The organism is Dysgonomonas mossii, assembly GCF_004569505.1.
Taxonomy (GTDB): Bacteria; Bacteroidota; Bacteroidia; order Bacteroidales; family Dysgonomonadaceae; genus Dysgonomonas.
Map to the genome: position 1 here is coordinate 1 of NZ_SPPK01000163.1, position 380 is coordinate 380.

General features: G+C 35.0%; 1 protein-coding gene. It reads right to left on the reverse strand.

The features are described from left to right. On the reverse strand, positions 1 to 370 hold a 370-nt coding region (locus E4T88_RS17900; protein ID WP_228094016.1), incomplete at its 3' end, for an SAM-dependent methyltransferase. Positions 371 to 380 lie beyond the last annotated feature (10 nt).

Genomic DNA, 380 nt, shown 5'->3' on the forward strand with positions numbered 1-380 from the left:
CATCAGTAACCATAAACACTTTATCTAATGACATAATTAAATCAAAGTTTGGAGTTTTAGCATGACTACTTGTCAAAAATGCATCATTCATCGGTAAAGCAATTTTACTTGCCATATATTGCATAGAACTAATGCCCGGCATTACTTGGACACAACCGGCAAATTTTTGACTCAACCATTTTCCTAACCCATAAATAAACGGATCGCCTGAAGCTAACAGCACCAATTCATCTTGGTTTACATCATACGAACGAATTAATGTTTCCAAATCTCCAAGTTTTTTTGGTGCAATCACACCTTTATGATGAAATTTTTCTGGAACACTTTCAATTTGACGTTGTGCACCAATAATTGCACATGCCTTTTCCATAACATCATCA